Origin of the sequence: Protofrankia sp. CiP1_Cm_nod2 (genome assembly GCF_920664355.1) — a bacterium.
GTDB lineage: Bacteria > Actinomycetota > Actinomycetes > Frankiales > Frankiaceae > Protofrankia.
The window spans coordinates 1-4,721 of record NZ_CAKKTL010000141.1 but is presented as its reverse complement, the minus strand read 5'-3'; the positions used below and the strand labels follow the sequence as shown (position 1 = coordinate 4,721).

General features: G+C 70.2%; 5 protein-coding genes and 1 pseudogene. All 6 read left to right on the top strand.

Going from position 1 to position 4,721, the window contains the following annotated elements:
* The first annotated feature begins 382 nt into the window (after positions 1-382).
* The 6 genes and pseudogenes from NBW84_RS15735 to NBW84_RS15710 all read left to right on the top strand — a co-directional run bounded on the left by NBW84_RS15735 (position 383) and on the right by NBW84_RS15710 (position 4,719).
* Complete coding sequence (locus tag NBW84_RS15735) at positions 383-1,111, top strand: VTT domain-containing protein (protein WP_250285499.1); 729 nt, start codon at positions 383-385, stop codon at positions 1,109-1,111.
* Between the two features lie 662 nt (positions 1,112-1,773).
* The gene (locus NBW84_RS15730; RefSeq protein WP_250285498.1) at positions 1,774-2,316 is read left to right on the top strand and encodes a YbhB/YbcL family Raf kinase inhibitor-like protein; all 543 of its coding nucleotides are present in this window, start codon (positions 1,774-1,776) and stop codon (positions 2,314-2,316) included.
* Positions 2,317-2,449: 133 nt separating this feature from the next.
* The gene (locus NBW84_RS15725; protein WP_250285497.1) at positions 2,450-2,581 is read left to right on the top strand and encodes a DLW-39 family protein; all 132 of its coding nucleotides are present in this window, start codon (positions 2,450-2,452) and stop codon (positions 2,579-2,581) included.
* Between the two features lie 281 nt (positions 2,582-2,862).
* Positions 2,863-3,828, top strand: a pseudogene (locus NBW84_RS24375) (phosphopantetheine-binding protein); the annotation flags it as partial.
* 2 nt (positions 3,829-3,830) lie between these two features.
* Positions 3,831-4,241 (top strand): hypothetical protein, encoded by a 411-nt coding sequence (locus tag NBW84_RS15715; RefSeq protein WP_250285496.1) that lies wholly within the window; start codon positions 3,831-3,833, stop codon positions 4,239-4,241.
* Between the two features lie 274 nt (positions 4,242-4,515).
* Entirely contained in the window at positions 4,516-4,719 is a 204-nt protein-coding gene (locus NBW84_RS15710) for an MbtH family protein (protein ID WP_250285495.1), read from the top strand.
* Positions 4,720-4,721: the final 2 nt, after the last annotated feature.

Here is a 4,721-nt window from a genome sequence, read left to right as displayed (position 1 = left end):
ATATGACTGATGTGACGGATGTGACGGATGTGATAGGCACCGGCCCCGGCCCGGCGCGGATGCTGATCCCGACCGGGCCGGGCGTGGAGGTGCCGGGTGCGGCTGATGCGAATGTCCGCATCGCGTGAGGAGACGTCACAGCGGGGCCGCGGGTACCTCCTGTGGTCCCACTGGATACGCTGTCCGGGCAGCCAAGCTCTGATCCGGTGGGCTGGCGGGCGGTCAGCAGCGCGGACGGTCGTGGCCGCGTCGCTCTTCGCCGGTCGGGCTGGCCTGGTCGGTGCTGGTCCGTTGTCATCTTCGAGGAGTGCCCGGTCGAGGCGGGAACCGAATCGGCCGCCAGCCGCCTGGTATCCCGAGCCGCTTCCGGAGGCCCATCGCCGTGTTGACCGCGTCCACGCTTGCTTCGACGACTCTCGCGCTCGGCCCGAGCTTCCTGGATGCGGAGCATCTGGCCAAGGCGGGCCTGATCGTCATCCTGCTGATCGTCTTTGCGGAGTCCGGGCTGCTGATCGGTTTCTTCCTGCCCGGTGACTCGCTGTTGTTCACGGTGGGGCTGCTCGTCTCCAACGGCAGGCTGTCGACCCCGCTGTGGCTGGCCTGCGTGCTGATCTCCATTGCCGCGGTTGCCGGCGACCAGGCGGGCTTCCTGTTCGGGCGCAAGGCCGGCCCCACACTCTTCCGGCGCCCGGATTCCAGGCTGTTCCGGCAGGAGAACGTGGAGAAGGCCCACGACTTCTTCGAGCGGTACGGCCCCCGTTCGGTGATCCTCGCCCGCTTCGTGCCCATCGTGCGGACGTTCACCCCGATCGTCGCCGGGGTCAGCGGTATGAACTACCGGCTGTTCGTCACGTTCAACATCATCGGCGGGCTGCTGTGGGGCACCGGTGTGACGGTGATCGGATACTTCCTCGGGAAGGTCGAGTTCGTCGCGCACAACGTCGAGAAGATTTTTATCGGGATCGTGCTGCTGTCGGTGATCCCGATCGGGTTCGAGCTGCTGCGAGCCCGGCGCCGGGGCGGACGTCCCGGCTCGGGCGCCGCGCCGGGTGCCGCGCCGGGCGCGGCTCGGCACTCCGCCCGGTCCCGCCGGACCGCCGGGACCGACTGAGCGCTGGTCCCGCCCAGCTCACCGGAGCCAGCTGATCGGTAGCCCCGCCGGACCAACCGACCGGCGGGGCCAGCCGGAAACCCACGGGGGAACGCGGGGAACGAATGATCGGCGATGGAATCGGCCTCGACAGGGGAAGTCGCCGTGATCCGAGTGGCGGCCCGCGCGGTTGGGTCGGGCCCGCGCCGGAAACAACCGGTCTGAAAACCAAAGGGTCCCGATGGGTGGCCACCAACACGGGGGGAGTCGGTAGTCGCCCCATCGGGACGTGTTCTACCTTAGCCGTCCAGGGTCCGCCGCGTCCCACCCTGGTGCCAAAAACCTGGCTGGAGCTTCCCAACGTCCCGTTGGGAAGCCGGTGCGTACTGCTCCGGTGCCCAAAGTCGCAGCGTGGCCCGTCGCCTGTCATGGCCGGGACGGGACAGCATATGCCCTGGTCTCTTTTTGGGATGCCGCGCGGGGAGACCGCCGCTCATCCCCCGCGTGTCCGGCCTTGGCCGGTGGGTGGTAGACGGGTGACGGTATTTCCCGAGGCGGCCGGGGCGGATCCCGGGCGATCTCCAGTACCGGCCCGTCCGGGAAGCATGACAGTCACAGGAAGTATAGGAACCACAGGAATTACAGAAATTCAGTCGGTGAGCTACAGGAAGTGAGGTTGGCTGATGTCCCTGCTCGACCGCGGTACTCCCCCGGATCCGTTCGACGTCCTGCCCGTTGTACCGTCGTTCACCCTTACCAGCGACGACATCGCGGACGGGGACGCGCTCACCAAGGAGTTCGCGCACACCTCGGCCGACGGCGCGAACGCCTCGCCGCACCTGCGCTGGTCCGGGTTTCCGGCGCAGACGTGTGGCTTCGTCGTCACCTCCTTCGACCCGGACGCCCCCACCGGCAGCGGCTTCTGGCACTGGGTCCTCGTCGACATCCCGGCCACCGTGACCGAACTGCCCCACGGGGCGGCAAGCGGCGATCTCAGCGGCCTGCCGGCCGGTTCCTTCCACGTCCGCAACGACTACGGGACGTTCGACTTCGGGGGTGCCGCACCTCCTCCGGGTGACCGTCCGCACCGCTATGTGTTCGCGGTGCACGCCGTCGACGTCCCCTCGCTCGGTGTCGACAGCTCCGCCGCGCCCGCGGTCGTGGGATTCAACCTGGCGTTCCACACCCTTGCCCGGGGCGTGCTGCGGGCTACCTACCAGCGCTGACCCCGACGCCGCCGGCGCCGGCCCCGACGGCCCGCCGGTCGCGGGCGGGCCACGGGCTTCCAACAGCGGGGCGGTGGGCTTCCAGCGGCCCGGCCGGTGGGCAGGATGGCCGGACGCGGGTAGGTTGACGGACATGCTGCGCAAGTTCGCCGTTCTCGCGGTTGTCGCCGGTGCCGGTGCGGTGGTGACCGCTGTCCGTCGCCGGCGGGGCAGGGACGAGGCCGACCTCTGGCATGAGGCGACCACCGCCATCAACGCGGGCTGACCAGAAGCTCCTGGCCCGAAGCTCCTGGCCCGAAGCTTCTGCCCTGTTCCCTGGAGCCGCACCGGTCCTGGCCCGGTGCGGCCCTGCCACCGCGATCTCAGGGCGTCCGGCAACTGATGGCCTACGTGGTCACCGATCCCCCGGCGGTTCCCCCGGCGACCGACCCGGAAACGAACGAAGCGAACCAGCCCGAAGTGGGGACGGCCGGAGTGGAGGCAACTGGTCTGGGGACGGCCGGTCTGGGGACGGCCGGAACGGACAGTGAGCCACGGCCCGCGGCGTTGTCGGCGCCGGACGCGGCAACGTTGCGTGACCATGCTGTCCGTATGCTGCCCGACTACATGGTGCCGGCGGCGTTCGTGCCGCTCCCCCAGCTGCCGACGCTGCCCAACGGGAAGCTGGACCGCAACGCGCTGCCGGCCCCCGACTTCACCGCCACCGTTTCCGGCCGGGCTCCCGGCAACCCCACGGAGCAGGCGCTGCGGGACGCGTTCGCCGCGCTGCTCGCCGTCCCCGAACTCGGCGTCGACGACGACTTCTTCACCCTCGGCGGGGACAGCATCGTCGCGATGGAGCTGGTCAGCCAGGCCCGCGCAGCCGGTTTCCGGATCACCCCGCGCCAGGTCTTCCGCCACTGCACGGTGGCCGCACTGGCCACGGTGGCCACCGCCCTCGCCCCGGTGTCGGAGCGGGCCGGCGGCGACGACGGGACGGGAACCGTCCCGCTGACCCCGATCATGCACGCGCTGCGTGAGCTGGGCGGCCCGGTCAGCGGCTACCACCAGTCGGCGCTGGTGCAGACGCCGGCCGAGCTGGACCGGACGACCCTGCTGGCCATCCTGCGGGCGCTGGTGGACCGGCACGACATGCTGCGGGCCCGCCTCGTCCGTACCTCCGGCCCGAGCGGTGACCACTGGATGTTCACCGTCCCACCGCCCGGAACGCTGGACGTCGCGACACTGGTCGAACGAGTCGACATCCGCGTCAGCGAGCCCGACGCGAGCGAGCACGGCAGCGGTGGGCCGGGCAGCGGTGGGCCGGGCAGCGGTGGGCCGGGCAGCGGTGGGTCTGGCGCCGAGGGGGCCGGCACAAGCGAACCCGGCAGCGGTGGCCCGGGCGCCGAGGCGCCTGGCACCCGCGAACCCGACGGTGTCCTCACCGGGGACGCGCTGACCAGGACGATCTCCGCGGCGGCGCTGGCCGCCCGGGACCGGCTGGACCCGGACGCCGGCGTCATGATCCAGGCGGTGTGGTTCGACGCGTCCGGGGGCACCTGGCCGGCCTGCCGTCCGGCGGGATCGGTTACGGGCTGCTGCGCCATCTCAACCCGCGGACGGGGCCGGAGCTGGCGCGGCTGGGCGCCCCGCGGATCGAGTTCAACTACATGGGCAGGTTCGGCGTCCCGGAGGCGACGGACTGGTCCTGCTCCGCCGAGCCGGACGCGGTGGACCTCGACGCCGACGGGGACATGCCGGAGGAGCACTGCCTGGTGGTGAACTCGCTGACCGAGGACCGTCCGGGCGGGCCGGAGCTGGCCGTGTTCTGGTCCTGGCCGTCCGGTGTGCTGGCCGAGGACGCCGTCCGCGAGCTGGCCGAGAGCTGGTTCCAGGCCCTGGACGCGCTGGTGACCCACGCCACCGGACGGCCGGAGCGCGCATGATCACGATTCTTGCCGCGCGCCCGGCGGCCACCGGGAAAACCAGGCACCGGCAAAACCCGCGGTGGCCAGGAGCGATATCGGAAAATCCTGAAAGAAGCCGTGGCAATATTGTGGACAATGGCGTGGCCCATGATGATTCCCGTCGACCGTGATCGAGAACTGACTGTGATCGAGAACTGAGTTTCGGCAGGGTCCCGGGAGAACCGGTCGGGAGAACCGGGCCCAGGAGAACAACGGAACAGTGGAACAGCAGAACCGGAGAAGGGGGACACCCATGACCAACCCGTTCGAGGATCCCGACGGCGTCTACACCGTCCTGGTCAACGCCGAGGGGCAGTACAGCCTGTGGCCGGACTTCATCGACGTCCCGGCCGGCTGGACGGTCGAGCACGGCCCGGGCCCACGCCAGGAGTGCCTGGACTACATCGAGACTGTCTCTTATACACATCTGACGCTGCCGACGATCTTACGCGTGTAGGT

Coding starts and splice junctions, on each gene's coding strand:
- NBW84_RS15730 (WP_250285498.1), top strand. CDS start 1,774: ATGTCCCTGCTCGACCGCGGTACTCCCCCGGATCCGTTCGACGTCCTG.
- NBW84_RS15710 (WP_250285495.1), top strand. CDS start 4,516: ATGACCAACCCGTTCGAGGATCCCGACGGCGTCTACACCGTCCTGGTC.
- NBW84_RS15725 (WP_250285497.1), top strand. CDS start 2,450: ATGCTGCGCAAGTTCGCCGTTCTCGCGGTTGTCGCCGGTGCCGGTGCG.